A 26,732-nucleotide genomic window follows, 5' to 3' on the forward strand; every position below is an offset into this window, starting at 1 on the left:
GTATTTACATAGTTTAACACTCCCGTTTTTTTCATATTTTTATTCTATTTGCTTAATCTGATTGTATGATATGAGTTATTAAATAACATTGTTCACTTTTAACAAAAATACAAACGACATTACATATTTTTAACAAAAGCTTTCGTCCAAATTAAAAAATCAGCCCAAAGAGAATCGGACTGATTCGTTACATTATAATCGTGTATTTAACCACACATCGTTCTTTGTCTACATCTTTAGGCAATCGATGCTCCTTGATTAAGGTTACCATTTTACACCTTTACCACAAAAACTCTATTCCACACTTTTAAGCGATTCAATCATATTTATTTTCGTCACTTTCCTTCTAAGAAGTAAGTTAGACACTATAGTAAGTAAGAACGCGACAATTATAGAGATTAATATGATAAACATATTTAATTTATCTGGGATTTGTTGATGGGTGCTTGATAGAGCCTTTACTATAATTTGATAGACATAGCCACTGATTGGTAAAGCTACAATGACCGCAAATGTCGTTAGGATAATGTTTTCCAAAAATATTAATCTGTTTATTTTATTTTTTTGATAGCCTAGTACTTTCAGTGTTGCTAGCTCACGATTCCTTTCATATATGTTGATGGAGGATATCGTATAGATGGCGCCAAAGGACAGTATGATGGCGCTTGTGATAAACATGATAAATACAAAACTGTTTTGTTTCACAATGTATTGAGCTGATTTTTTTAAATCATTCTTATTTGCAATTGTATCTACACGGCGATCTTTTCCAAAAAACTTATGAGCGCTCATAGCATCTGTAGAGTTATTTGTTTGAACTAAAAGTGAGGTTGGATTGTAGTCTATGTTAAAGCTCTTTAAGTACTCTGGTGTACTATAAAATGATGGATTCGAATACTGTGTAGATATATTTAAAACCTTCATTTCTACAGAAGTGTCTTTTAGCTCTGGCGCTGTAAACTTTATGTTGATACGATCCCCTTTAGAAATATGATATTTGTCAGCGTAAGATTTGGGTACAAGCACACCGTTATTTTCTAAAGATATCCTATTGTCATTTTCGTCAAAGAAATGAATGAGATTGTTTTCTTTTTCAGTAACAACTAAATTGGCGCTTTCTTTGTCATTATCTTTTATCATTTCAATAGGAAGAGTGGATAACAAATAACTAGTTTTAATTTCAGAAGGTAGTTTTAGCGTATTAAAATTTGTGCCCATCGTATAATCGACTCTTAAATCATAAGTATAAACATCTTCAATTTGGTCTGCTACTTTTAGTAAGGAAGCTTGAGTACCGAAAGCAGTAATCAATAAAACGGTGCTTACAACAACACCAATTGAACTTGCTAATGCTTTTTGTTTATTTAAAAATATATTTCTCAGAATGAGTTTATAACTATAGGAAATATGACTCCATAGACCTGGAATTCTTTCTATCAAGAGCTTTTTCATCTTCTTTGGCGGTTTAGGACGCATAGCCTGAGCCGCATGTTCTTTTAATATAGTTCTACCGCTTAAGTAACATGACAGAACCCCGAAAGCACTGGAGAAAATAATCGGTGGAATGATCGAAAATAGAGAGAGTGAGAATGTTATGTCAGGCAAAGAGTAGGCCCTTGCACACGACTTAGTTACTAAAGGAATAAATACAAAAACGGCAATTACACAACCAATGATGGAGCCTAGTATACCTGCCAGCACAGGGTATCCCATATAGTGAAGCATAATGTTGCTGTTTTTTACACCTAAAGCCTTCATAATACCAACTTGATTCCGTTGAGAAGCGATCGTCCTCGACATGGCGAGAAATAGGATAATCGCTTCAATCAAAAAAAGTACTAAAGGTATAACTTTACTCATTAAGTTATTATTATTAATCGTTTGATTGATTTTAGAATAGTTGAAAGTCCGTTCCTTACTTATTTGATCTAAATAGCTGAGTTGCTTGGACTGTTCTTCAATTGATTTGCCTAACTTTTCAATATCGTAACCTTCTGTAGCATCCACGATGATTTCGTTAAAGTAAAAGCCATTTAAGATTTCGGGTAATGACTCTTCAGCAATATAAGCGACTCCATATGTTTTATGGTCTTGAATGTCATTCTTTTTTGCATGTTCAACATTTTCACCTAAGCCACTAATCGTAAAGTTAAAACTGCTTTCATTCGCATTTATCGTGATTTGATCGCCGACACGATAATGATGTTCTTTTGCATAATGAGAATCTAATAAAATCTCATCCTTTTTTAATGGGATACTACCTTCAGTTATAGTAGGCGTATTTATTTCATTGTTGTCAGGGATCGAATGAATTTTTAATGACGTTTTGTAATCTTCAAAGCTTTGCGTACCATCAAAGGTATAACGTCCTTCGATTTTATGGATACCTTCAATTTTACTTAACCGGGTGACATCATTTTTAGAAAGTTGACTGTAGTACACATTTAAATCGCTTAAATTATGTTTTTGAAAGTAATCCTTCGTATACGCATTAAGATTATTGCTGTAGGTTACTAGTCCCGCGTAGAAAAAAGCACCTACTGCGATAACAATCACAACGGCTATAAATTGCCCCATAGACTGTTTGATGTCCCTCAATAATTTTAAAAACAATTTCATGATTACCACTCAATCCCTTCAACACTTTGTTTTTCCTCATTGATCGTAACGCTTTCGATCATTCCGCTTTTTACTTTAATAATTTTGTCAGCCATAGGAGCAATGGCAGAATTATGTGTGACTAAAACAACACATTTCTTTGTTTCCCTGTTTAAATCTTGCAGAAGCTTTAATACAGACTTGCCAGTTACATAATCCAAAGCGCCGGTTGGTTCATCACAGAGTAAAAGTAAGGGATTTTTCGCAACTGCTCTAGCTATAGCGACTCTTTGTTGCTCTCCTCCAGAAAGCTGGGAAGGGAAATTTTTAATACGATCCGCTAATCCGACTTTATGTAAAATATCTTTAGCATCCAGATGGTTTTTACATACTTCAGTGGCGAATTCAACATTTTCGAGAGCGTTTAAATTCGAAATTAAATTATAAAATTGAAAGACGAAGCCAACTTTCTCACCACGATATTCAGTTAAGTTTTTTTCGTTCAGCCTTGTTATTTCTTGATTCCCAACAAAGACTTGCCCTGAGGTAACTGTATCCATACCGCCAAGAATATTTAAAATCGTACTTTTACCCGCACCACTTGCCCCTAAAATAACGACGAATTCCCCTTCATTTACGGAAAAATCAACACCATTCAGAGCCTTGATTGGGACTTCTCCTATTTTGTATTCTTTCGTTACATTTTTAAATTCGATCAGCTTTTTCATTTATTTCATCTCCTCAAATAATTTTTTATCAACGTCAAGTAACTCTAAAATAAACAACATTTGTCGTATATTTTAGAGTTACTCTTTAGTTGTTTCTTTTTGCTGATTGGCTTTATTAAGAAGCCGTTAATCACGGTAAAATGTTAGAGATTTATATCGACTTAAAAAGAAATTCAATCTACCATTCTCTGTAGCAGTTTCAACCACAACACGATTCACGGCTTCAAGAAGGTTTCATGATGTTTACGGCAGTTATGAATCGGCATTATTTCGTCCGGGCTCAAGCAAAAGCAGTTAAATCATTCTAATAATATATAAGCTGATAAAATTAAATATATACACGTTTGGTAAAAAATACATTTTATCAAATAGAAGATTTATGAAATGATTTCCCATACGGGTAAAATGCATCAGTTTCTTTTGTTTTGATTTTTAGTAGACATAATATAATTATCGGTAATTTAAAGTTTGAATGATGAGTTACGAAGATGTTAGAGGCTTAGAATAGATTTTACTTTTGATCACTATAGCTAGTATGTTTTGTGGCAAATGTGAGGATATGCGCATATCACAGCAGAAAAAGGCGGAAGGAAGTTCACTTCTTCATTCTAATTATAAATACGTGTAAATGCTTTTAAATACATCGAACTGACACCAATTGTTCTGCTACTATTAACACTAATATTCAGGTTTCTAAAAAAAAAAAAACAAATTTATTGATAGGTACTCGAACACCTCAACGTTTTGATAAGATTGTGGAACCCCTTTCATATTTACGGCCATAAAAAATAACTCAGAAGTCATTCCAACCTCTGAGTTATTTTTTATTATTTAGTTAACGCCTTCATATCTGCTGCAATCGTCTCAACTGGTACATCCGTTACAGCAGGATAATCCTTCACAACAATCCCATCAGCATTAACTAAGTAATACCTTCCCATATGTACAACTTGGTCAGTATTTGGATCATTTTTCACGCGTGATTTAAACGATTTCATTGCAAACTGTTCAATAAACTTTTGATCATAGCCAGTTAATAGTTGCCATTTGCTTTCGTCAGGCACTGAATACGTTTTCAAATAATTCGTTAAAACTTCTGGCTTGTCCACTTGAGGATCAACGCTAAAAGCTACAATTTGATAATCTTCCACGCCCTTATCCTGAATCCCTTTTTGCACCTCTGTCATGTTATACGTCATTGGTGGACAAATGGTATTACAATTAGTAAAGACGAACATCGCTAACCATGGCTTGCCCTTAAAGTCATTAAGGCTAACCTTTTCATTTTTTTGATTTGTAACCGAAAAATCCTGTACTTCTATGTTCATTTCAGGTTCAAATTTATAACTTCCACAAGCAGTTAGAATGCTACTTAATGTTAGTATCAACACGAGCATTGCACTTTTCTTTTTCATATATTTGCTCACTTCCCTTCAATTTACCATCGTTGTTTATTGTATAAATAATAGGTACTTAATACAAGATATGCGCTTATCCTTTCATTTTTTTATGTCATTTCAATGTATATTGTACGATTTTGGTATATTACTATCCTGTATATTCCGGACAATTCACACTTTTTTAAAAAATTAATTAAAGCTGTTTTTTACTATTTTGGTTATTTCCCAAGGCATCATATAATTGTTATATAACAAAGTTTTTTTAGTTTCCAAGCAAATCCTCTATACGAAGACACAATAATAAATTCTTAAAAATTCTCTTTCATGTTCAAATTTTCTTCTACATTCACAATTATCATCATTAAACTATTATCGGAATATTATTCTATAAAAAAAATACCATTCTCTTTCATACGGATTATTTCTATTAAATCCTTATTATTTCTACGTTATTTCCACGATTCAAAAGTTATTAAAAATTTAAAAAACTCAAAATTTAGTATTGCATTATAAGAATCTTCCCCATAAAATAAGTGAGTATAACGACGAGTAATAAAGAAATATGTCGTTTAAGAAAGAAATATATCACTTTAGGGGGAATAATAATGGCAAACATTTCTGAGAACAAAAGTATAGATTCAGTTGACTATAGCGCAATTGAAGCTATGGAATCGTTCAACAAGTTCGTGAAAAAGAAGAATACCTTCCTTTTCTCGATTACAGCAATATTTTTAACACTTTATATTTTGTTACCAATCCTCGCTTTCCAACCTGTACTACAACAAAAAATTATCGGAAATATTACGGGTGTTTGGGTTTATTCAGCAGGATTATTCATTATGACAATCGTACTTTGTACAGTGTATGTGAAAAAAGCTTCTTCATTCGATAAAGCTGCGGCAGCAGTACTAGCTGAGTATCAGGCGAAAGGTGGAAAATAAATGAACTTAGTATCCGTTGGTTTCTTTTTAGCAATCGTTGGTTTAACTCTTGTAGTAACATATATCGCAGCGAAACGTACATCTTCTGCGGCTGATTTTTATACAGCTGGTGGTGGTCTTAAAGGTTGGCAAAATGGCTTTGCGATCGCTGGTGACTACTTATCTGCCGCTGCATTTCTTGGCGTGTCCGGTGCGATTGCATTAACTGGTTTTGATGGCTTCTTCTTCTCTGTAGGCTATGTAGTAGCTAACTTAGTGCTTCTTTATGTAATTGCGGAGCCGATGCGAAATTTAGGTCGTTATACTTTAGCAGATATGCTTACTGCCCGTTTTAATGAAAAACGCATTCGCGGGGTTGCTGCGTCAGGAACAATTATCATCGTAATCCTTTATATGATTGCACAATTAGTAGGTGCAGGTGCCCTTATTAAACTATTATTTGGTATTGAGTATTGGATTGCAGTGTTAATCGTAGGTGTTATGATGACTACTTATGTATTATTCGGTGGCATGACAGCTACTTCTTGGGTGCAAATTATTAAAGCTAGCCTTCTTTTATTTGGGACAGGCGTATTAGCTACTTTAGTATTAATTAAATTCGACTTCTCTCTTATGAAAATGTTTGATACGATCGCTGTGGATCATGGCGAGAAATTCCTTGTACCAGGGATGAAATATACAAGTTCAATTGATTCGGTTTCGATGATGATGGCGCTTGTTTTAGGTACATCTGGGTTACCGCATATTTTAATGCGCTTCTTCACTGTTAAAGATGCCAAAACTGCTCGTTCTTCTATTTCATGGACAACTTGGATTACAGCTATTTTCTTCTCATTAACTATTTTCTTAGGCTTTGGCGCATTAAATTTTGTAGGAATCGATAAAATTCTTGCTGAAAGTAAAGCTGGTAACACCGCAGCCCCACTTCTTGCTAATTATTTGGGCGGTGATGTGTTAATGGCATTTATCGGTGCCGTAGCATTCGCAACCATCTTAGCAGTTGTTTCGGGCTTAGTTTTAACAGGAGCTTCTGCGATTTCCCATGATATTTATGGAGAAATCATTAAAGATGGTAAATTAACAGAAAAGCAACAAGTTGTAGCCGCTCGTACTGGCTCGATTTCTATTGCCATTGTATCCATTATCCTTGCATTATTTGCGCAAAACTTGAATGTATCGTTCTTAGTATCCTTTGCATTTTGTATCGGTGCTTCAGCAAACTTACCAGTTATTCTTTACACAATTTACTGGAAAAAATTCAATTCAACAGGTGCTATAACTGCGATGGTAACTGGTTTAGTATCATGTTTAGTGTTAGGTGCTATGGGGCCGAATGTATGGAGTCCTGTTGAAGGTGCAGCTATTTTTGTTGGTAATCCTATCGTACCGTTAGCAGTTCCAGCGGTCATTACAATTCCACTTGGCTTTATCGCAGGTTATTTAGGCACTGTTCTATCTTCTAGCAAAGTACCACAGGAAGAAGCAGATCGTATTTACAAGGAAATTCGTGTGAAAGCAAACACAGGTGTATCTGTTTCTGATATCTCTCATTGATCACTTTCTGCAATCCAAATAATTGCAAAAGGCTATATCAATCGTCCTATCATTCATAATAAAAATATCAAGTTAAAAAACTCGATTTTTTATCGGGTTTTTTAACTTTTTATTATAAAAAAATTGCCAATTTATTTATCGAACAATACTATTCTCTTTCAAAAAAAAACGATTTTCACTGAGTAAATAGTGTTTATTTTTTATAAAAAATCATTTCCCTTTTGAAATTTCAACCATATTTTCCGCTCGGAAATCTAGAATTGACCTAACTTCATTTATTTATCAGAATTTTCCAAAACCCTTTTATTTCTTACATTTGTCTTGTATATTCTCTTTTAAGACTATTTTTTCAAAAACTATTTTTTTATAATTTTTTCTGAAAAGTATTGCAATTTTGTGAACTGTCTCATAAAATGAAGATGTGAATTCACTAATCTAGCAAAATTGAGTCTTTAAGCAGTAAAAATAAACACAAAATGGGGAATGTTAATGGGGAACAATCAAGGCAATAAGAGCATCATGATTGATTATGATGCGATTGCAAATCAAGAATCGTTTAAAGCGCTTGTGCGAAGAAAGAAATCATTTCTTTGGTCAATGACTGTGTTCTTCTTAGCAGCATACATGTTGCTTCCAATTCTTACTTCGTACACGACAGTACTACACCAAAAGGCATTTGGGGAAATTACTTGGGTGTGGGTATATTCAGCAGGGTTATTCATCATGACTTGGTGCTTATGTCACTTATATGTAGCAAAAGCAAATAGCTTTGATAAAGAGGCAAAGGCGATTATCACTGAATACGAGAACGGAGGTGGCCGCCGATGAATAACGGAATGAGTTTTACAGCCATATTCTTCTTCGTAGCCATTGTTGGTTTAACATTAGTTATTACATGGTGGGCATCAAAACGAACTTCTTCTGCAAGTGATTTCTATACTGCAGGCGGTGGGTTAACAGGCTGGCAAAATGGACTAGCCATCGCTGGTGACTACTTATCAGCAGCATCTTTCTTAGGGATCGCTGGAGCAGTTGCATTATTTGGATTTGATGGATTCTTCTTCTCTATCGGTTATTTAGTAGCTTACTTAGTGGTTCTATACATCGTCGCTGAACCATTACGTAATCTTGGTAAATTTACATTAGCTGACATGATCACAGCGCGTTTTGATAGCTCTAAAGTTCGTGGTACAGCAGCTTTAAGCACTATTACAATCGTCTTATTCTACATGATTGCACAACTAGTTGGTGCAGGAGCACTTATTCAATTACTTTTAGGAATCGACTATTGGGTTGCCGTTCTAATCGTAGGTTTTATGATGACGACTTACGTACTATTCGGTGGTATGACTGCAACATCTTGGGTACAAATTATTAAAGCTTGTCTTTTAATGTTAGGTACAGTTATTATTTCATTCTTAGTATTAAAAGAGTTCGGCTTTAGTATTGCAACGATGTTCAAAGAAATGGAAACTGCAACTGATAGCGGTGCAGCTTATTTGAACCCAGGTCTTAAATATCAAAATGGCGTTGATACTATTTCAATGTTAATCGCTTTAGTATTAGGTACAGCTGGTCTTCCACATATCCTAATGCGCTTCTTTACAGTAAAAGATGCGAAAACTGCTCGTTCCTCTGTTATTTGGGCTACTTGGATTGTAGGTATCTTCTACATTCTTACAATCTTCTTAGGATTCGGTGCAGCTAAATTCGTTGGTAAAGAAGCAATTATTGAAGCAAACGCGGCGGGTAACATGGCTGCTCCACTTCTCGCGGAAGCACTTGGTGGGGACATTCTATTCTCATTCGTATGTGCGGTAGCTTTCGCAACAATCTTAGCGGTAGTAGCTGGTCTTGTACTTTCTGGCGCATCTGCCCTTTCGCATGATATTTATGGTCAAATCATTAAAAAAGGCAAAATCACAGAGAAGGAGCAAGTACTTGCAGCTCGTATCGGTTCTATCACAATCGCTGTTATTTCAATCCTTTTAGCACTTGGTGCACAAACATTAAACGTAGCGTTCTTAGTATCACTTGCATTCTGTATTGCAGGTTCAGCTAACTTACCTGTAATCATCTATACTATCTACTGGAAACGCTTTAATACAGCTGGTGCTATTACAGCAATGTTGACAGGTTTAATCTCTGCTTTAGTTCTTGTTGCAGTTTCACCAAACCTTTGGAATCCAGTTGAAGGAAAAGCAATTTTCGTTGGGAATCCGTTAATTTCGTTAACGAACCCAGCAATAATTTCTGTACCACTTGGCTTCCTTGGGGGTCTCATCGGAACATTACTTTCTAAGGAATCAGATGCTAAGAAATATCGTGAAGTGGATGTTAAAGCAAACACAGGTATTTCTGTACAAGACGTATCTCACTAATAATAGGACAATCGCCTCGTAAGTTAAATACTTACGAGGTTTTACTTTTTCTTCCGTATTCGGTACTATATTTACAAATGATAGTTGGAGGTAAGGTAACATGACAAACTCAAAAGCAAAAAAGAAACGCATGCATATAAAACGCACTAAAGGGAAGGACGTTGAAAAAAATCGTCAATCTTCCCCTTTCAGTACACATGAGCGTGTAACGAAAACGAAAAAAGAAAATATTGAACAAAATTTTACAAAGCACAGAAAACACAACCACGTTGAAGACGATTAGTGGTTGTGTTTTGCTTGTAATGAGACATTTTGATGTTTAGAAGTAATCAGTTTTGGTATAAAGTACAACGGATACAGTAAAAGAAAAAGGTTAGGTATCCACCACATAAGATCAAAATCAAGCTTTATTGTCCAAAAAGCAATCGCCTGCAATCCAGAACAAGATGTTAGTGTCAGAGATAGTAAGGCAAATGCTCTCCACTTTTCATTTTTTATTTTAAATAGATAGAGACTAATAAAACCCGTAACTGAGATTAAAATATCTAGCGGGAAAAACGACCAATTCCATATAACTAATAATTCATTTTGATAATCCTGATATAAATACTCTTCTGGAATCAAATGAAAAAAGGTGACTAGCCAATAGACTATAAAAAAGATATCTGTCACTAAAAATAGGTATCTTAAAGTTTTACTCATTTACAGCCCCCATTTAATTTTCTTCATGAACGTTATCTTTAAGAATCCCAAGCATAAGAATGTCCACCATTTCCTGCATTGTATCCTGAAGCGAACTCATATTTCTATTTTTCGATGCATGTTCCATCAATCGATAAAGCCCTCCAATATAGACTTCTATAAATATCTCTTTATTAAAGGGACGTATTTTTTTTGCAGCAATCCCTTCATCTAACAACGAAAAGATACCTGTCCATTGTTCATGAATAAATTCATCAAGAGTTTCCCATTGCTTTGGATAATATCGTTGAAGTTCCTCTAAATATTTGAGCTGAGCAAACTTAAAATCAGCCGGAATTAGTACAAGACTTTTTTGTAGTTTTTCTACAAGATTTAACGTTGCATCATGCAGAATTTCTTTCTCTTTCATTTTCAGCTCTTCAATTGCTAGATCAATCATTTCATTTAGTAGTTCTTCCTTTGAGGGATAGTATCCATACAATGTTTTAGTACTCATACCTAGTTGCTTTGCTAAATCCCCCATTGTAAACCGGAATCCTTTTCGTTCAGCTTCACTTATGGATACCTTTAAAATTCTATCTTTCAACGTGATAACCTGCCTTTAGGAAAATGAAAAAATATTTTTATTTTCCTTGTTTTCCGTTTAATGATAGTACCTAATGAAAATAATGTCAAATAAACTACCCCACTTCGCTTAATAGCGAGAGATTCCTATGAACACCAGCGTAACCAAAGTTAGTGATTCTGTAATTTTTTATCAGCGATGTTTGATGCTTTATCAGCGATTTTGGCTCTTTTATCAGCGATGTTCGACGCTTTATCAGCGATTCTAACTCTTCTATCAGCGATGTTTGACGTTTTATCAGCGATTCTGGCTCTTTTATCAGCGATGTTCGACGTTTTATCAGCGATTCTGGCTCTTTTATCAGCGATGTTTGACGTTTCATCAGCGATTCTAACTCTTCTATCAGCGATGTTTGACGTTTTATCAGCGATTCTGGCTCTTTTATCAGCGATGCTCGACGCTTTATCAGCGATTCTGGCACTTCTATCAGCGATGTTCGACGTTTTATCAGCGATGTTTGATGCTTTATCAGCGATGCTCGACGCTTTATCAGCGATTCTGGCTCTTTTATCAGCGATGTTTGACGTTTTACCACCGATTCTGGCTCTTCTATCAGCGATGTTCAACGTTTTATCAGCGATTCTGGCTCTTTTTATCAGCAATGTTTGAGCTTGTTTTATCAGCGATTCTGGCACTTCTATCAGCGATGTTCAACGTTTTACCAGCGATTCTGGCTCTTCTATCAGCGATGTTCAACGTTTTATCAGCGATTCTATTACTTTTAACAAAAACACAGCTGCCCTTCAAAAGAGTAGCTGCGTTATTTGCTATAAATTATAAAATTTTGTCGTATTTCTTGTGATGATGCGCGCCGCTTCCTGTATTGTAAGCCCCTTTATCGAAGCGATAACCTCGATGGAATGATCCATCATCCAAGGTGATGTTCTCTTATTGTCAAACTGACCTTCAAACGGCCATGGCCCATCTGTTTCTACCATTATTAGTTCGATTGGATATTTTTTAATAAGTTGTTGAATTTCTGCCTCATACGTACAATCCGGCGTGACAGAAATGAAATACCCTTTAGAAATCATCCGTTCAATCACTTCCTCATCGCCTTTAAACCAATGAAAATGCGCTTTCGTTACATGATGTTTTTCTAGCAAATCACAAACAATCGCCGCATCCTCATAAACAGCATGTAACACTATCGGTTTATTTAACTCCTTTGCCAATACAATAAACCGTTCTAACAATGCTACATACGGACGAACATCAATCGCCTTCTCCTGCCTCAAATAATAAGGCAACCCTACCTCGCCAATTGCCACCATTTCATGAGCGTGTTGGCGTATCCAATCGAATAAAACGTCTTCCTCCACATCACTTGGTAACGGTTGTTCAGGATGAAAACCAAAAGCTGCCTTTACCTTTGCATAGGCTTTCGACAGTTTCAACGTCTTTTCACACGATGGAAGATTCATGCTAACGGCAATGACATGTTCAACTTCCTCTAGTAAAGTTGGTATATCGTTTTCCTTATACTGATCTAAATGAATATGTGCATCAATCAACATTCGCTTCATCCTTTTCTTCTGTTAAATACGTGAATAACTGTTGCTTCAAAGCCGTAAACGAAGCGGAATGACGAATTTCTTCTTGGCGTGGCCTTGCAAAAGGTACGATTATTTCCTTTTTCATTGTCGCTGGTCGTTTCGTGAGTACAATGATACGATCAGCTAAAAACAGAGCTTCCTCGATACTATGTGTAACGAATAATATAGACTTTCGATATTCCTCCCATATCGATAAAAGCCACGCCTGCATTTCAAGCCTTGTAAACTCATCAAGTGCAGAAAACGGCTCATCTAAGCATAAGATGGGCTTATCACTAACAATGGCACGAATAAACGATACACGCTGTTGCATACCCCCTGACAGCTCATTGGGATACGCATTTTCAAACGCTGCAAGCCCTACTTTGTCTAACCATTCCTTGGCCAAGTTCACGTTTGGTTTTCCATGAAGTTCCTCGACCATCGTGACATTTTCTACTATCGTACGCCATGGTAATAAACACGGCTGCTGTGGCATATAGCCAATCGTCCCTCTTTTTTGCTGGATATCTGTATCGTTTAATAAAATAGCACCCTTATCAATAGAAGTAACACCACCAATTAATTGAAAGAGTGTACTTTTTCCACTGCCTGACGGTCCGATAATCGCCACAAATTCCCCGTCCTTCACCTCAAACGATAAATTGCGAATAACCGGAAGAGCATCAAAGGATTTATCAATGTTTTGAATGCTTAGCATGGAGTCCTCTCCCCTTCACAACAAGTTTTTCTAACAATTGTATAGCACTAAATAATAGTAAGCTTAAAAATACGATAGCAAAAATAGCTACAAACACGCGATCCGTTCGAAATGAAGATTGTGCTAATGTCATATAGACACCAATCCCCATTTTCGCACCTAACCATTCCGCAATGACAGCTCCCATGACGCTATAGGTTGCCGCAATCTTTACGCCTGAAAAAATCGCTGGATACGCATAAGGCCATTCAAGCTTCCAAAAGGTTTGTGCTTTCGTTGCACCAATCATCCTAAAATAATGCTTCAGCTCAGGCGAAGTTTGACGAAAGCCATCCATTGCCGAAATAACAATAGGAAAAAAGCACACAAGACAAATAATAATGAGCTTTGGCAATAAACCGAAGCCAAACCATATGATTAAGAGTGGTGCTAGAACGAGCACCGGGACATTCTGTGACATAATCAGAATAGGATAAAATAGCTCCCGCACAAACGTAAAACGATGTAATAGCACGGCAACCGTTAGCCCACATACTATCCCGATAGCTAGACCAAGAAGTGCTAATTGAACAGTCGCTAAAGCATGTGGCACAAACGTCTCATACGATTGAAAACCTTCTTTCAAAATGGCACTCGGTGCAGGCAAAAGCCAATGTGGAGTATCAGCAAAGCGGACAATTAGTTCCCATATGAATAAGAGGAAGGCGATAAAAATTATCGTCCTTCCTTGTTTGAAAGCTTGCCTCATCACTGGTATTTCTCCGTCAATGTACCCATTGTAATACCAGATGGCTGATATAAAATTTTCACTTGCGTGATGACATTGATCGCGCCCAGCTCAATCATCTTGTCATTCATTTTTTCAATGATTTGTAATAAAACCGGTAGCTCACCTTCCATTGTCGTTTCTAACGGGTGAACTTCATATTTAACTCCTGAAGCGTCGATAACCGCAATCGCTGCATCGACATATGGGATCACATCCTCATATTTTTCAGTTTTCGGGATAATTTGTACACTTATTAATGAGTTTGCCATATTACTTTGTCTCCTTTTTCGGTAAAAAGTCGTTTGTAAATGCTTGTTTTGCGTTAAATTCGCCCTCTAAAACTTTGTTGCTGGCCATCCATTTCGCGTAGTTTTCCCAGACAGCTAGCTTTTGCTCGCCCCATTGTTTAGCGTCGTCTTGATACTTATCTGCTAGCCATTCCTGACTTTTATGCACAAGGTTTTTATCTAAATCAGGTACAGCTTCTAGTAAAATATCAGCTGCCTCATTCGGATGTATTATCGCATATTCATAGCCCTTTGCTGCAGCAGCGACAAATGCTTTGACCGTCTCAGGATCATCCTTAATCATTTTTTCATTTGTAGCGAGTACAGGCGTGTAATAATCTAACTGATCACTATAATCTGTTAAATATAGCATGTTCAGTTTTTCGCCACGTAGTTCTGCTTCGATACCTGTCCATGCATAATAGATCCACGCAAAATCAATATCTTTTTTCATCATTGTGAAGAAATCTATATCGCCTGCATTGACAATATCTAACTTATTAATATCCGCATTTTCTGTTTGCATAAGTGATTGTAGTACAGCCTTTTCAAGTGGTGCACCCCAGCCACCGTATGTTTTACCTTCAAAATCCTTTGGTGACGAAATGCCTTTTGATGCAATGGATGCGAAGCCAGAAGTATTATGCTGAATAATCGCTGCAATCGATACTAAAGGTACACCTTGCACACGGGCCTGTGTAATCCCTTCCTGATAACTTACGCCAAACTGAGCCTTGCCAGACGCCACAAGCTGATCAGCACCCGTTTCGCCAGGTAATAAAATATCGACATCTAAGCCTTGTTCCTTAAAGAAGCCAAGTTTTTTCGCTACATATAAACCTGTATGATTTGTGTTCGGTGTCCAATCGAGAACGACTGATACTTTTGTTAATCCCTTAGTATCCTTTTTATCCTCTTTTTCGCTACAGCCCACTAATGTTAACAGTGTAGCCAACAGGATCAATAACCATTTTTTCATGCTGAATCCTCCAAGTAAAGTAGTGTGAAATTGTTCATAAATGAATGTGTTTACCAGAAGAAAGCGTATTCACGGTCTGTTTACACCCAAACCCAAAGTCTGTGCATGAATAAAAGTCTGAAAACATAAAAAACGCCTAGGATTCCTCCCAGACGTTTTGTAATCAATATCAAAAACTTTTACTTTTTGAATAGATGTTCCCTACGCTGGTACGAGCCAAATCAGGTTCAAAGAGTCAGCGTCTATCGGACACAATCTCAGCTGGCAACACCAGCCCCCCTACATTCTTTCCATATGAACTTTTCGTGATTATTATACCCATATCTATCCGTAAATGACAAGGCTCTGTTTTCTGAAAGCCCCGTAAATATAATTTAAAGCCTCATCTTTCTCTTCAACAATTCCATTTCCTGAGAATATTCACCGCTTTTTTTGGTAAAACATTTTTTATTTAAAAGGAATCCCCTCCTGAAATCAAGAAGCGGTATATTGTTCGAAGTTTTAATAGGCACTGTTAAATACTATTGTTGATAATCAAATCAAGAACCTTTTGTGGTTTTTAATTTTTGCTTTTAGTAGTAAGACGTTGAATAAGAATCAGTAATCTTCATAACAACTTACTTGTAAAGCTACACCCGATTCACCAATTTGCCTAAAAACTTTATTGTCACTATACACCTACCCTTTCTTTTGATTAGACTATATAGAAAAAAAGCCCAGCTCTCTAAGGAGCATGGGCTATAAAATCAGTTTTATTTCTCTTCTTTTTTGACCGTAAAGACATGTGAAATAGCACCGTCTGTAGCTATATCCACTTTAAAGGAGCCATTGGAATGGCGATCTGCTCGAGTTAATGCTTGTACATCAAGGATCTCTTGCACGCCTTTTTCCGTTTCGATTGTTAGCCGTTCCTCATCAGTTACCTTGACTACAGCCACGATACGATGTGGGTTCGCTTTTAATTCTGTTAACACTTTTAAGCCACGTTTTGCACGACTCGTCATCTCTACCTCGGCAACATTCATTTTCTTCACCGCACCACGATGTGTCACAATCGCAACATATGCCGTGGCATTTGGCGGTAAAACATTGATGCCGACTAATGCTTCTCCGACTTTCAGCGTAATCCCTTTTACACCGCCTGTTTTCACACCCGTTACTGGCAATTCCTCCATTGGGAAACGAATAGCATAGGCAGTATCTGTTGTTAACATTAGTTCTACTTCGTCTGTCACGATACCTGCAAAAATCATTTCATCGCCTGACTTAACATTCATCGTTTTGATTGGTTTCGAATAACGTGTAACAGCATAATCTGCTACAGGTGAGCGTTTAATTTGTCCATCTTTCGTAGCCGTTAAAATATACGTATTGGCCTGTTCAAATGTCTCAAAACCATATACAGCAATAATAGATTCATCTTCCCCTGTCGGCACAATACTAGAAATATGCTGACCAAGATCCTTCCAACGAATATCAGGTAGTTCATGGACAGGCTGATAAATATAATTGCCTCGATTTGTAAACAGCAGTAGATGATGCTGTGTATTTAAATTTGCTTCATATAATAAATAATCGGAATCCTTCATCGCAAAATCCTGACCATTCGAAGCTGCATGTGAACGTGTAGATGTACGCTTAATATAGCCATCCTTTGTGACAGTCACTACGACCTCTTCACTTGGGACAAGGACATCTAACGTAATTTTGATTTCTTCAATTTCTTGTTCGATTTTTGAACGACGTGGCTCTGCAAAGCGCTTTTTAATGTCAAGTAGTTCCTGTTTAATAACACGTACAAGCTTTGCTTCACTATTAAGAATACCTTCAAGCTTGGCGATCAGTTTATTTAGTTCATCCTGTTCATGGCGAAGCTCTGTGATATCTGTATTCGTTAATCGGTATAATTGCAAGCTAACGATCGCCTCTGATTGCACTTCTGTAAAGTCAAATTTCACCTGTAAATTCGTTTTCGCATCTCGTTTATCATTAGACGAACGAATCGTTGCAATAACTTCATCTAAAATAGAAAGCGCCTTAATCAAGCCATCAACGATATGCGAACGATCTTTAGCTCTTTGTAAATCATAAACGGAGCGGTTCGTCACAACTTCCTTTTGATGGGCAATATAAGAATCCAGTAACAATGGCAATGTCATCATTGTCGGACGACGATTATGGATAGCAATCATATTAAAATTATAGGCTACTTGTAAATCAGTTGTTTTGAACAAGTATTGTAAAATCCCTTGTCCTGGAACATCTTTTTTCAGTTCAATGACAACACGTAGGCCGGTACGATCCGATTCATCGCGAATTTCTGCAATTCCTTCAAGTCGTTTATCCACGCGTTGTTCATCGATTTTCTTCACAAGATTTGCTTTATTGACATCATACGGTAATTCCGTAATAACGATTTGCTCTTTGCCACCTTTAATTGGCTCCACGACTGCTTGAGCGCGCACGATAATTTTACCACGACCAGTCTCATACGCCTTTTTAATACCATCGACACCTTGAATGATCCCACCTGTTGGGAAATCAGGCCCTTTAATTACAGTCATTAATTCATCAACAGTAGTGTTCGGCTTATCTAAGCGCATGAGAACACCATCTAGCACCTCATCAAGTGCGTGAGGAGGAATATCTGTCGCATATCCAGCCGAAATACCAGTTGAGCCGTTGACTAGTAAATTCGGGAAACGAGCTGGTAAAACAGTTGGCTCCATATCCTGATCATCAAAGTTCGGTACAAATTCAACAGTTTTCTTGCCAATATCACGGAGCATTTCCGCTGCAATTGCAGAAAGCCTTGCCTCTGTATAACGCATCGCTGCCGGAGGGTCACCATCAACAGAGCCGTTATTCCCATGCATTTCAATAAGCATATGGCGCGCCTTCCAATCCTGACTCATGCGCACCATTGCTTCATATACGGAGCTGTCACCATGTGGGTGATAATTACCGATAACATTACCGACAGTTTTGGCTGATTTACGGAATGGTTTTTCGTTCGTATTGCCCTCTGTAAACATCGCATATAAAATACGTCGTTGCACAGGCTTAAGACCGTCACGTGCATCAGGCAACGCGCGGTCTTGTATAATATATTTACTATAGCGACCAAAGCGGTCACCCATCACTTCTTCTAAGGGTAAATCTTGGAATTTTTCCGTACTACTCATGCTTGGTCCTCCTCTTGTTGGATGAATTCATTTTCTAAAATATTTGAATCATCCTCCATACCGAAGTCTACATTAGCTTCGATCCATTTACGGCGCGGCTCTACCTTATCGCCCATTAATGTTGTCACACGTCTCTCAGCACGTGCACCATCCTCAATCGTTACACGAATTAATGTACGTGTATCAGGGTTCATCGTCGTATCCCACAGCTGGTCAGCATTCATCTCACCAAGACCTTTATAGCGCTGTAATATGTAACCCTTACCAACTTTTTTAATGGCCTTTTGTAAATCATTTTCGGTCCAAGCATATTCAATCACTTCTTTTTTACCAGTGCCTCTTGATACTTTATAAAGTGGTGGTAATGCGATAAATACCTTTCCAGCTTCAATCAATGGTCGCATATAACGATAGAAGAACGTTAGTAGCAGCACTTGAATATGCGCTCCGTCCGTATCAGCATCGGTCATAATAACGACTTTGTCATACGCTGCATCCTCGACAGAAAAATCTGTTCCGACGCCAGCACCAATGGCATGGATAATCGTTGAAATCTCTTCATTTTTCATAATATCCTGAAGCTTTGCTTTTTCTGTATTAATAACTTTACCTCGCAAAGGTAAAATCGCTTGGAACGTACGATCTCGTCCTTGTTTTGCAGAGCCACCTGCAGAGTCACCTTCGACTAAATACAGCTCGTTTTTCGCCGCATTTCGAGATTGTGCAGGTGTTAATTTTCCAGAAAGAATGGTACTTGCTTTTTTGCTCTTCTTGCCGTTTCGTGCATCTTCACGTGCTTTACGAGCCGCTTCACGTACTTGCTGCGCACGAATAGCTTTACGAACAAGTGATGCAGACAATTCAGCGTTTTCCTCAAGCACATATAAAATTTGCTCCGAAACAACACTATCTACTGCCGAGCGTGCCTCACTTGTCCCAAGTTTCCCCTTCGTTTGACCTTCGAATTGCAATAAATGCTCTGGTATACGAACAGAAACAATCGCTGCTAAGCCCTCTCGAATGTCTGTCCCTTCAAGATTTTTATCTTTATCTTTTAACAGGCCAATTTTTCGTGCATATTCATTAAAAACACGTGTTAAAGCCGCCTTGGCACCAGTTTCATGTGTCCCACCATCTCGTGTACGCACATTGTTAACAAATGAAAGGATTGTTTCTGAGTAGCCATCGTTGTATTGAAAGGCGAATTCAACTTCAATTTCGTCTTGAATCCCTTCCACATACTTAACAGGATGAAGTACGTCTTTCTCCTCATTCAAATACGCAACGAAAGCTTCAATGCCGTTCTCATAAAAGAAAACATCACCTTTGCCTTCCTCGCGTTCATCGATTAACTCAATTTTTAAGCCTTTTAATAAAAACGCTGACTCCCGTAATCGTTCTGCAAGCGTATCATAATTGTATTTTGTTACAGAGAAAATCGTGTCATCTGGCAGAAAATGAACAAGCGTTCCTGTCTGCTTTGTTTGTCCAATTTCTTCTAATGTCGTCACAGGATGGCCACCGTTTTCAAAACGTTGACGATACTTTTTACCATCGCGGTGAATCGTTACTTCTAAAAAAGTAGATAAGGCATTAACAACAGACGAACCTACGCCATGTAAGCCACCACTTGTTTTATAGCCACCTTGCCCGAATTTACCACCAGCATGTAAGACAGTAAAGATAATTTCGGGAGTGGGTTTCCCCATCTTATGCATACCTGTTGGCATTCCACGGCCGAAGTCTCGAACGCTGATACTTTGATCTTTATGAATATGGACAATGATATGAGAACCAAAGCCAGCCAGTGCTTCATCCACCGCATTATCTACGATTTCATATACTAGGTGATGAAGTCCACGGCCATCTGTAGAACCGATATACATGCCGGGTCGTTTTCGTACCGCTTCTAATCCTTCTAATACTTGAATGGCGTCATCATTATAGACGCTTGGTGACTGTTTATTCGCCAAAAATTTCCCCTCCAAAAAACAAAACGCATGTTCTATTTATGTTCTCTTCCTAATAATAATAGCATTTCCTGTCAATAGCTAGTGACAGACCCAATAAATTTTTAAAATTTCCTCACAGCTTTGTCGTTTTGAGCTTTTTACCGAAAGAAAAAGTTGCAATAGTTGCTTTAATATGTATTACTAACTATCCTATTCCCTTGACGCAGGATCGTAAACATTAGTTGCATAAATGAAACAACATAGGGCTATCTTCTGGTCATTACTCTCATTTCAAAACGATACCGATCGCTATAGGTTTTGGTCTTCCATACAGAAGCATTTGAATATCCCCTGAAAAATATACAATTCAGTACTTAATAGATTTCTTCTGTCTATTAGAAAATTCATACTAACTTACTCTAGAAATTAAAGATAGACTTCTATTCTACCAAAGGAATGGATGATTGACAAAATTGCCTTTATACCTATATTTTTAGAAAGGGCTTTCATGCAACCAACATGAATCATGTCAAAAAGCCTAACATATATTCAACTACATATAAAAATCCTTGAAAAATAGTTATCTTTTATAATGAATTCAAGATACACGAAGAAATCTCCTTCATGACATTGTAGATTGTAGAGAAAAAGTGTAGAATATTTATTACATATTATTAGTACCAAGTAATAATCTATGGATGAAAGGAGTCCAGCTATGCTAAATGGACTTATTATTTTATGTGCTTATTTAATCGGCTCGATCCCTTCTGGGTTATGGATAGGCAAAGTTTTTTATAAAACTGATATTCGTCAACACGGAAGTGGTAATCTAGGTGCGACAAACACTTTTCGTATTTTAGGAAAAAAAGCAGGAATAGTCGTAACGATTATGGATGTCTTAAAAGGTACAGTAGCCGTATTACTTGTAGCTCTTCCTCTATTCTCTGATGTCTCTATCCACTCGCTAATACTTGGACTAGTAGCCGTTATTGGTCATATGTTCCCTATCTTTGCAGGTTTCCGTGGAGGGAAAGCGGTAGCAACATCAGCTGGAGTTCTCTTAGGATATTCATGGCCACTATTTGTCTTACTATTTATTGCTTTTATTGTAACATTAAAAATAACGAAGATTGTAAGTTTAACTTCTATGATTGCCGCTTTAGTAGCACTTATTTATTCAATCGTATATTATTTTGTTACAGGCGATTTTGCGTTAGGTATTTTAGTAGCATGTTTATTTACTTTTATCATGTACCGTCACCGAGCAAATATTGCCCGCATTAAAAATGGTACCGAGCCAAAGGTGAAATGGCTGTAACGAGGAGAGGAACATTCTAATGAATATCGTACTAACAGATGAAGCCCTACAATGGTTCAAACAAGAGATGGAAGTAGAATCCGGAGATACTATTCGTTTTTATGCTAGATATGGTGGTTCCAGTCCTTTTCATGAAGGCTTTTCTCTTGGTATGACACGTGAAGAACCAATCGAAATTGGTGTAAAGACAGTAATTGACGATGTTATCTACTATATTGATGAAAAAGACTTATGGTTTTTCAATGATCACGATTTATATGTAGATGTGGATGCTACAAATGACGAATTAAAATATGAGTATAAAAAATAAAGCAGTGTTTCCTTTCGTTAGACGAAGGGAACACTGCTTTTTTATATGAGTTCACTTCTAATTTTGGTTTATCTTCTCTCAAAGTTGTACATTCTATATTTATGTAAAAACTTGAGGAGGAAAAAACATGTCTATTTCTAAAATTGCCGATACCTCCCAAAACAATGACCAACTATATAGTTCTCTTTCTCAAAATTTAAAGTTGATTAAAAACACACTCGGGAATAGTAATGACCTTGTCATACGAGAAATTACCATTGGAAAAGCTGAAAAATATACGTTGGCGATTATCTATGTAGATGGCTTATCCGATAAAATAAGCATTTCTAATTCTGTGATTTCTAAACTAATGCTTGATATTGAGGATAATCAGGATGAAGAAATAGAAAAGATTATTCGATATTTAAGAGATTCTTGTTTAACAGTCGGCGATGTGAATGATATTTTCAATTTTTCAGCACTGTACAATTCTATTTTGAATGGTGATACGGTCATCTTATTAGATGAATCTTCAACTGGTATCGTGACAAGTACAAAAGGTGCAAAAGATAGAGCGGTAATGGAGCCATCAACAGAGTCGGTCATTAGAGGACCAAGGGAATCCTTTACGGAAACGTTACGTACTAACACGGCTCTTGTCCGTCGAAAAATTAAAAGTCCGAATCTTTGGATCAAGTCCCGTATTATCGGTGAAGTAACGAAAACGGAAGTTGCTGTTATGTATTTAAATGGCGTTGCTAATGACAAAATAGTAGCTGAGGTTCTTGCCCGTTTAGACCGTATTAATATTGATGGTATTTTAGAAAGTGGCTACATCGAAGATTTTATTCAAGATTCAAAATCCTCGATATTCCCTACAGTTTATAATTCTGAACGACCTGATGTTATAGCTGGCGAAATATTAGACGGAAAAATTGCTATTTTAGTGGACGGTTCACCGTTTGTCCTAATTGTACCTGCCCTTTTTACAGCCTTTTTACAATCTGCTGAAGATTATTATCAGCATTGGATGATTAGTTCTCTTGTACGCCTTTTGAGGTTTTTCGGAATTAGCCTAGCCATGGTGGCACCATCTCTTTACGTAGCTATCACTACCTTCCATCAAGAAATGCTACCAACCCCTATGCTGATAAGTATTGCATCTCAACGAGAAGGAGTCCCCTTCCCCGCCGTTGTAGAGGCACTCATTATGGAGGTTGCATTCGAGGTGTTACGAGAAGCGGGTCTTCGAATGCCTAGAACCATTGGACCAGCCGTATCCATTGTTGGAACATTAGTGATCGGTCAAGCTGCCGTAGAAGCTGGAATTGTATCAGCCGTAATGGTTATTATTGTAGCATTAACAGCCATTTGTAGCTTTTTATTCCCCGCTTATGGCTTATCAAATACCGTTCGTGCTCTTCGTTTTCCATTAATGATTTTAGCAGCAATTGTTGGATTGTTTGGTGTAATGTTAGGCCTTATGATCATCGTCCTACACATGTGCAGCATACGAACTTTTGGTGTTCCATATTTAAGTCCATTCGGCCCATTAATTCTAAAAGATCAAAAAGACGCACTAGTGTTGTTCCCTCGTAGAGCTTTATTGACTCGACCACGCTTAATTAGTCAAAAAAATACTGTCAGGGGTCATAAATATTTCGATACGAAAAAAAGGAATTAAACGAGGAATGAACTATGTCAAAATTTAAAGCACTCTGTTTACTAATGATTGTTACTTTGCTTTTAGGTGGTTGTTGGAGTAAGCGTGAACTCAATGAATTAGCGATTGTCGCAGCATTAGGTATAGATAAAGTAGATAATGAATTTGAAATAACTGTTCAAGTTGTGGATACTGGTGAAATTTCCTCAAAACAGCCTTCTTCAGGACGATCACCTGTTATTACCTATCATTCAACAGGGGCAACGGTCTTTGAGGCCATTAGAAAAATGACAACAGTAACAGCTAGAAAACTTTATTTTGCTCATCTTCAAATAGTTGTGCTCGGTAACGAATTGGCAGAAGAAGGAATTAACGAACCGTTAGATTTGGTTTCAAGAGATCATGAATTCAGAAATGATTTCGATGTCATCGTTGCCCATGACGCGACTGCCGATGAAGTATTAAATGTATTAACACCTATCGAAAAAGTACCAGCAAATAAATTACTAAATTCTCTTAAAACGTCAGAGAAAACTTGGGGTACAACCGAATCCATAAAAATTGATGAATTAATCAATACTTTAAATACTAAAGAAACTAGTGTAGTCATGTCTGCTATTGAAATACAGGGGGATAAAAATATTGGCAAGGAGCAAACGAATGTTAAAAGATCGAAATCTCCTGTGCTATTGAAGTATGCGGGCTTAGCTGTTTTTAAAGAAGGTAAACTCATTGGGCTTTTAACGGAAGATGAGAGTAGAAGCCTAGGTTTTTTAAAGGACAAAATAGACAGTACAATTGAAATTCTTGCTTGCCCTAAGGGTGGTACGTTAGCAACAGAGATTACTCACTCAAAGACGAAAGTAAAAGGTAAATTTGAAAATGGAGCTCCCAAAATCGATGTTGTTATAGATGTTAACCAAAATGTCGGAGAAGTTCTATGTAATATAGACCTTACGAAAGAAAAATCGATTCACTTAATAAATAAAAAAACAGAAGAACTTATTAAAAAACGAATCGAAGAAACAATTCGTTCAGTTCAACAAAATTACCAGGTCGATATTTTTGGTTTTGGTGAAGAACTTCATCGCACAAATCCTAAAGAGTGGAAAAAAATCAAAAAAGACTGGCTAACGATATTTCAAGAGTTACCAGTCAAAGTTAAAGTACATGTCAACACACAAGGATTAGGAACGATGGAAAACTCATTAGTGAATAAGACGAAGGGAGAATAAGCCATGATTATGACGATATTCATACTAATAATTTCTGCTGTTATTGCCTTTGCCTTCATTCCAAAATTAAAAAAAAATAAAGAAACGAAAACGATTGTTATTTTTTCGATTTTTTTATTGATCGGCGCTGCATTAAATATTGGGGTCTCATTAAGAATCAAAATTCCAAGTCCACTTGATTTGATTACCTTTATTTTTTCACCTATTAAAGAGTTAATCGTCTCCCTGATAAAATAAGAGGGAACTTTATGTTAAGAGAAAGGGGTTTCGTTCATATGGAAAAAGAAATAATTAGTTCAAGACAATTTATGATCATTACCCTTCTCTTTTCAATTGGGACAGCCATTTTAATTCTCCCTGCTAGTGTAACAATCGAAGCAAAGCAAGATGCATGGATTGCAGCTATCATTGGTGTCGTTTTAAGTTTACCCTTAATAAAGCTTTTCGTTACTCTAGGAAAACGGACACCTACCCTTACATTTATAGAGGCTAATGAAAAGATACTAGGTCGTTTTTTCGGAAAATTAACTTCGATTGGCTTTATTCTTATAGCCCTTCTTTCTGCAGGTGAATTATTATATTTCATTGGAATTTTCATGAAAACGGAAATCATGCCAGAAACACCTACGATGGCCTTTGCATTTCTGTTCAGTATTATCATTATTTATGCTGCATTTCTCGGAATTGAAGTTTTTGCCCGTTCTGCAGAAATACTATTTCCTGTATTTATTTTAATTTTTATTTTCTTTGTAATTTGTATTTCACCATCCATCAAGATTGAAAATTTGCAGCCAATATTGGAAACGCCAAAAAAATCAATATTCTTTAGTATGATTCGATTTATAAGTCTTTTTTCATTCCCACTTGTCATATTATTAATGATTTTCCCTTCTGCAGTTAACGTCCAAAAATCTGCACAAAAAGGCTTTTACATTGGTTCAATTATTGGAGGGATTGTCTTAGTTACTATCATTACACTGTCTATCCTTGTCCTAGGTCCGGCAAATACAGCAGCTAGGACATTTCCAAGCTATTCATTAGCTCAAAGAATTTCAATCGGGAATTTTTTGCAGCGTATTGAAGTTATTATGGCAACCATGTGGATTATTTCAATTTATATTAGAACTTTTATGTACTTTTACGCTGCGGTCGTCGGCATCGCACAAATATGTAAAATTAACAATCATCGACCGCTCATTTTTCCATTCGGAATGATTATCCTTGGACTTTCACAAATTGTTCATCCTAATATCATTCATTCAGATATTTACAATAGAGACACATGGCCTATATTTTCCTTCGTTTTCATGGTTTTTTTACCATTAGTTTTATTAATTGTCGCGAAGATTCGCAAAATTAACGGTAATCAAGGAAATAATACGAAAAGTAATTGTAGTACACAGAATGAAAGTGGTAGTAATAACGGAAATGATACACAAGGTGCAAGTAGCAATAATAACGATACTTCTTCACAGAGTAATAGTACTAGCAATGGCGGAAATGATACACAAGGTGCAAGTAGTAATAATAACGATACTTCTTCACAGAGTAATAGTACTAGCAATGGCGGAAATGATACACAAGGTGAAAGTAGCAATAATAACGATACTTCTTCACAGAATAATAGTACTAGCAATGGCGGAAATGATACACAAGGTGCAGGTAGCAATAATAACGATACTTCTTCACAGAGTAATAGTACTAGCAATGGCGAAAATGCTACACAAGGTGAAAGTAGTAGTAATAACGTTAATTCTACTCAAAATGAAAGTAGCAGTAATAACGTTAATTCTACTCAAAATGAAAGTAGCAGTAATAACGTTAATTCTACTCAAAATGAAAGTAGCAGTAATAACGTTAATTCTACTCA

At 36.7% G+C, this 26,732-nt stretch carries 24 protein-coding genes and 1 riboswitch; of the genes, 12 read left to right on the plus strand and 12 right to left on the minus strand.

Annotated elements, in window-relative coordinates:
* Positions 1-294: 294 nt before the first annotated feature.
* From ACMZ42_RS03765 to ACMZ42_RS03775, 3 genes are all read right to left on the minus strand, one after another.
* Positions 295-2,619: an ABC transporter permease gene (locus tag ACMZ42_RS03765; protein ID WP_415730629.1), complete on the minus strand. Its 2,325-nt coding sequence runs from the start codon at positions 2,617-2,619 to the stop codon at positions 295-297.
* Positions 2,620-2,621: 2 nt separating this feature from the next.
* Positions 2,622-3,326, minus strand: coding sequence for an ABC transporter ATP-binding protein (locus tag ACMZ42_RS03770; RefSeq protein ID WP_370076499.1), 705 nt, complete (start codon positions 3,324-3,326; stop codon positions 2,622-2,624).
* An 827-nt stretch (positions 3,327-4,153) separates the two neighbouring features.
* Positions 4,154-4,741 carry an SCO family protein gene (locus tag ACMZ42_RS03775; RefSeq protein WP_415730630.1) on the minus strand — a complete coding sequence of 196 codons (588 nt, stop codon included), beginning with the start codon at positions 4,739-4,741 and terminating at the stop codon, positions 4,154-4,156.
* A 590-nt stretch (positions 4,742-5,331) separates the two neighbouring features.
* Between ACMZ42_RS03775 and ACMZ42_RS03780 the strand changes: the two genes are divergently transcribed.
* The 5 genes from ACMZ42_RS03780 (at position 5,332) to ACMZ42_RS03800 (ending at position 9,885) form a co-directional block, all read left to right on the plus strand.
* On the plus strand, positions 5,332-5,667 hold the full coding sequence (locus ACMZ42_RS03780) for a DUF485 domain-containing protein (protein ID WP_370076503.1): 336 nt from the start codon (positions 5,332-5,334) through the stop codon (positions 5,665-5,667).
* Positions 5,668-7,221, plus strand: a complete 1,554-nt coding sequence (locus tag ACMZ42_RS03785; protein ID WP_370076505.1) for a cation acetate symporter — start codon at positions 5,668-5,670, stop codon at positions 7,219-7,221.
* A gap of 489 nt (positions 7,222-7,710) precedes the next feature.
* The gene (locus ACMZ42_RS03790) at positions 7,711-8,049 is read left to right on the plus strand and encodes a DUF485 domain-containing protein (protein WP_415730631.1); all 339 of its coding nucleotides are present in this window, start codon (positions 7,711-7,713) and stop codon (positions 8,047-8,049) included.
* An 8-nt stretch (positions 8,050-8,057) separates the two neighbouring features.
* Positions 8,058-9,602 (plus strand): cation acetate symporter, encoded by a 1,545-nt coding sequence (locus ACMZ42_RS03795; protein WP_370076675.1) that lies wholly within the window; start codon positions 8,058-8,060, stop codon positions 9,600-9,602.
* A gap of 100 nt (positions 9,603-9,702) precedes the next feature.
* Positions 9,703-9,885 (plus strand): hypothetical protein, encoded by a 183-nt coding sequence (locus ACMZ42_RS03800; protein ID WP_370076509.1) that lies wholly within the window; start codon positions 9,703-9,705, stop codon positions 9,883-9,885.
* Here ACMZ42_RS03800 and ACMZ42_RS03805 read toward each other — a convergent pair.
* Together ACMZ42_RS03805 and ACMZ42_RS03810 are read right to left on the minus strand one after the other, a co-directional pair.
* Positions 9,882-10,304 carry a DUF5360 family protein gene (locus ACMZ42_RS03805; RefSeq protein ID WP_415730632.1) on the minus strand — a complete coding sequence of 141 codons (423 nt, stop codon included), beginning with the start codon at positions 10,302-10,304 and terminating at the stop codon, positions 9,882-9,884. The genes ACMZ42_RS03800 and ACMZ42_RS03805 overlap by 4 nt on opposite strands.
* 13 nt (positions 10,305-10,317) lie before the next feature.
* The gene (locus ACMZ42_RS03810) at positions 10,318-10,890 is read right to left on the minus strand and encodes a TetR/AcrR family transcriptional regulator (protein WP_415730633.1); all 573 of its coding nucleotides are present in this window, start codon (positions 10,888-10,890) and stop codon (positions 10,318-10,320) included.
* A 177-nt stretch (positions 10,891-11,067) separates the two neighbouring features.
* Here ACMZ42_RS03810 and ACMZ42_RS03815 point away from each other — a divergent pair, with 177 nt between their 5' ends.
* On the plus strand, positions 11,068-11,538 hold the full coding sequence (locus ACMZ42_RS03815) for a hypothetical protein (protein ID WP_415730634.1): 471 nt from the start codon (positions 11,068-11,070) through the stop codon (positions 11,536-11,538).
* 158 nt (positions 11,539-11,696) lie between these two features.
* Here ACMZ42_RS03815 and ACMZ42_RS03820 read toward each other — a convergent pair whose 3' ends face one another.
* The 7 genes from ACMZ42_RS03820 to parE all read right to left on the minus strand — a co-directional run bounded on the left by ACMZ42_RS03820 (position 11,697) and on the right by parE (position 20,378).
* Positions 11,697-12,446 carry a TatD family hydrolase gene (locus ACMZ42_RS03820; RefSeq protein WP_415730635.1) on the minus strand — a complete coding sequence of 250 codons (750 nt, stop codon included), beginning with the start codon at positions 12,444-12,446 and terminating at the stop codon, positions 11,697-11,699.
* Positions 12,436-13,185 carry an ABC transporter ATP-binding protein gene (locus ACMZ42_RS03825; protein ID WP_415730636.1) on the minus strand — a complete coding sequence of 250 codons (750 nt, stop codon included), beginning with the start codon at positions 13,183-13,185 and terminating at the stop codon, positions 12,436-12,438. Before ACMZ42_RS03825 ends, ACMZ42_RS03820 begins: the two co-directional genes overlap by 11 nt.
* Positions 13,163-13,933, minus strand: coding sequence for an ABC transporter permease (locus ACMZ42_RS03830; RefSeq protein WP_370076676.1), 771 nt, complete (start codon positions 13,931-13,933; stop codon positions 13,163-13,165). The genes ACMZ42_RS03825 and ACMZ42_RS03830 overlap by 23 nt, the downstream gene beginning before the upstream one ends.
* The gene (locus ACMZ42_RS03835) at positions 13,933-14,223 is read right to left on the minus strand and encodes an MTH1187 family thiamine-binding protein (RefSeq protein ID WP_370076519.1); all 291 of its coding nucleotides are present in this window, start codon (positions 14,221-14,223) and stop codon (positions 13,933-13,935) included. Before ACMZ42_RS03835 ends, ACMZ42_RS03830 begins: the two co-directional genes overlap by 1 nt.
* 1 nt (position 14,224) lies before the next feature.
* Positions 14,225-15,220: an ABC transporter substrate-binding protein gene (locus ACMZ42_RS03840; protein ID WP_415730637.1), complete on the minus strand. Its 996-nt coding sequence runs from the start codon at positions 15,218-15,220 to the stop codon at positions 14,225-14,227.
* A 181-nt stretch (positions 15,221-15,401) separates the two neighbouring features.
* A riboswitch (TPP riboswitch) is annotated at positions 15,402-15,511 on the minus strand.
* Positions 15,512-15,972: 461 nt separating this feature from the next.
* The gene (gene parC / locus ACMZ42_RS03845; RefSeq protein WP_415730638.1) at positions 15,973-18,405 is read right to left on the minus strand and encodes a DNA topoisomerase IV subunit A; all 2,433 of its coding nucleotides are present in this window, start codon (positions 18,403-18,405) and stop codon (positions 15,973-15,975) included.
* On the minus strand, positions 18,402-20,378 hold the full coding sequence (gene parE / locus ACMZ42_RS03850) for a DNA topoisomerase IV subunit B (RefSeq protein WP_370076525.1): 1,977 nt from the start codon (positions 20,376-20,378) through the stop codon (positions 18,402-18,404). Before parE ends, parC begins: the two co-directional genes overlap by 4 nt.
* 694 nt (positions 20,379-21,072) lie before the next feature.
* Here parE and plsY point away from each other — a divergent pair.
* From plsY to ACMZ42_RS03880, 6 genes are all read left to right on the plus strand, one after another.
* Entirely contained in the window at positions 21,073-21,675 is a 603-nt protein-coding gene (plsY, locus tag ACMZ42_RS03855; protein ID WP_370076527.1) for a glycerol-3-phosphate 1-O-acyltransferase PlsY, read from the plus strand.
* Positions 21,676-21,694: 19 nt separating this feature from the next.
* A complete protein-coding gene (locus ACMZ42_RS03860; protein WP_376070429.1) occupies positions 21,695-21,985 on the plus strand; it encodes a HesB/YadR/YfhF family protein in 291 nt (96 codons plus the stop codon).
* 127 nt (positions 21,986-22,112) lie between these two features.
* A complete protein-coding gene (locus ACMZ42_RS03865; RefSeq protein ID WP_415730639.1) occupies positions 22,113-23,648 on the plus strand; it encodes a spore germination protein in 1,536 nt (511 codons plus the stop codon).
* 14 nt (positions 23,649-23,662) lie between these two features.
* Positions 23,663-24,862: a Ger(x)C family spore germination protein gene (locus tag ACMZ42_RS03870; RefSeq protein ID WP_370076533.1), complete on the plus strand. Its 1,200-nt coding sequence runs from the start codon at positions 23,663-23,665 to the stop codon at positions 24,860-24,862.
* 3 nt (positions 24,863-24,865) lie between these two features.
* Positions 24,866-25,099 carry a hypothetical protein gene (locus ACMZ42_RS03875; RefSeq protein WP_402874997.1) on the plus strand — a complete coding sequence of 78 codons (234 nt, stop codon included), beginning with the start codon at positions 24,866-24,868 and terminating at the stop codon, positions 25,097-25,099.
* Between the two features lie 38 nt (positions 25,100-25,137).
* The coding region (locus ACMZ42_RS03880; RefSeq protein WP_415730640.1) for an endospore germination permease at positions 25,138-26,732 on the plus strand (1,595 nt) is incomplete at its 3' end.

Origin of the sequence: Lysinibacillus sp. NPDC056185 (genome assembly GCF_047737915.1) — a bacterium.
Lineage (GTDB): Bacteria > Bacillota > Bacilli > Bacillales_A > Planococcaceae > Lysinibacillus.

Excerpts from the sequence above, each read along its gene's own strand:
- ACMZ42_RS03765 (WP_415730629.1), bottom strand. The coding sequence starts at position 2,619 with ATGAAATTGTTTTTAAAATTATTGAGGGACATCAAACAGTCTATGGGG.
- ACMZ42_RS03770 (WP_370076499.1), bottom strand. The coding sequence starts at position 3,326 with ATGAAAAAGCTGATCGAATTTAAAAATGTAACGAAAGAATACAAAATA.
- ACMZ42_RS03775 (WP_415730630.1), bottom strand. The coding sequence starts at position 4,741 with ATGAAAAAGAAAAGTGCAATGCTCGTGTTGATACTAACATTAAGTAGC.
- ACMZ42_RS03780 (WP_370076503.1), top strand. The coding sequence starts at position 5,332 with ATGGCAAACATTTCTGAGAACAAAAGTATAGATTCAGTTGACTATAGC.
- ACMZ42_RS03785 (WP_370076505.1), top strand. The coding sequence starts at position 5,668 with ATGAACTTAGTATCCGTTGGTTTCTTTTTAGCAATCGTTGGTTTAACT.
- ACMZ42_RS03790 (WP_415730631.1), top strand. The coding sequence starts at position 7,711 with ATGGGGAACAATCAAGGCAATAAGAGCATCATGATTGATTATGATGCG.
- ACMZ42_RS03795 (WP_370076675.1), top strand. The coding sequence starts at position 8,058 with ATGAGTTTTACAGCCATATTCTTCTTCGTAGCCATTGTTGGTTTAACA.
- ACMZ42_RS03800 (WP_370076509.1), top strand. The coding sequence starts at position 9,703 with ATGACAAACTCAAAAGCAAAAAAGAAACGCATGCATATAAAACGCACT.
- ACMZ42_RS03805 (WP_415730632.1), bottom strand. The coding sequence starts at position 10,304 with ATGAGTAAAACTTTAAGATACCTATTTTTAGTGACAGATATCTTTTTT.
- ACMZ42_RS03815 (WP_415730634.1), top strand. The coding sequence starts at position 11,068 with ATGTTTGATGCTTTATCAGCGATTTTGGCTCTTTTATCAGCGATGTTC.
- ACMZ42_RS03820 (WP_415730635.1), bottom strand. The coding sequence starts at position 12,446 with ATGTTGATTGATGCACATATTCATTTAGATCAGTATAAGGAAAACGAT.
- ACMZ42_RS03825 (WP_415730636.1), bottom strand. The coding sequence starts at position 13,185 with ATGCTAAGCATTCAAAACATTGATAAATCCTTTGATGCTCTTCCGGTT.
- ACMZ42_RS03830 (WP_370076676.1), bottom strand. The coding sequence starts at position 13,933 with ATGAGGCAAGCTTTCAAACAAGGAAGGACGATAATTTTTATCGCCTTC.
- ACMZ42_RS03835 (WP_370076519.1), bottom strand. The coding sequence starts at position 14,223 with ATGGCAAACTCATTAATAAGTGTACAAATTATCCCGAAAACTGAAAAA.
- ACMZ42_RS03840 (WP_415730637.1), bottom strand. The coding sequence starts at position 15,220 with ATGAAAAAATGGTTATTGATCCTGTTGGCTACACTGTTAACATTAGTG.
- parC (WP_415730638.1), bottom strand. The coding sequence starts at position 18,405 with ATGAGTAGTACGGAAAAATTCCAAGATTTACCCTTAGAAGAAGTGATG.
- plsY (WP_370076527.1), top strand. The coding sequence starts at position 21,073 with ATGCTAAATGGACTTATTATTTTATGTGCTTATTTAATCGGCTCGATC.
- ACMZ42_RS03860 (WP_376070429.1), top strand. The coding sequence starts at position 21,695 with ATGAATATCGTACTAACAGATGAAGCCCTACAATGGTTCAAACAAGAG.
- ACMZ42_RS03865 (WP_415730639.1), top strand. The coding sequence starts at position 22,113 with ATGTCTATTTCTAAAATTGCCGATACCTCCCAAAACAATGACCAACTA.
- ACMZ42_RS03870 (WP_370076533.1), top strand. The coding sequence starts at position 23,663 with ATGTCAAAATTTAAAGCACTCTGTTTACTAATGATTGTTACTTTGCTT.
- ACMZ42_RS03875 (WP_402874997.1), top strand. The coding sequence starts at position 24,866 with ATGATTATGACGATATTCATACTAATAATTTCTGCTGTTATTGCCTTT.